Source organism: Bradyrhizobium sp. Kon56 (genome assembly GCF_055807635.1).
The window spans coordinates 1-261 of record NZ_JBVVOU010000475.1; the positions used below are offsets into that span (position 1 = coordinate 1).

The 261-nt window shown below is 63.6% G+C and carries 1 protein-coding gene; it reads right to left on the reverse strand.

The window, feature by feature from the left end:
- Positions 1-261: aminotransferase class V-fold PLP-dependent enzyme (locus tag AC0L3B_RS39725; protein ID WP_473383351.1), on the reverse strand; the 261-nt coding region annotated here is incomplete at both ends.

Genomic DNA, 261 nt, shown 5'->3' on the forward strand with positions numbered 1-261 from the left:
TCGGCAGCCATGTCTTCCTTGGCTACGCGGAAGGCTTCGCCCATACCGACGATCTGGTGAGTCGCCAGGGTGCCGGAACGCATGCCGCGCTCGTGGCCGCCACCATGCATGGCGGCTTCGATACGCACGCGTGGCTTACGGCTCACGTACAGTGCGCCGATGCCTTTAGGGCCGTAGGTCTTGTGGGCCGAGAACGACATCAGGTCGACTTTCAGCTTGGACAGGTCGATCTCGACCTTGCCGGTGGACTGAGCGGCGTCG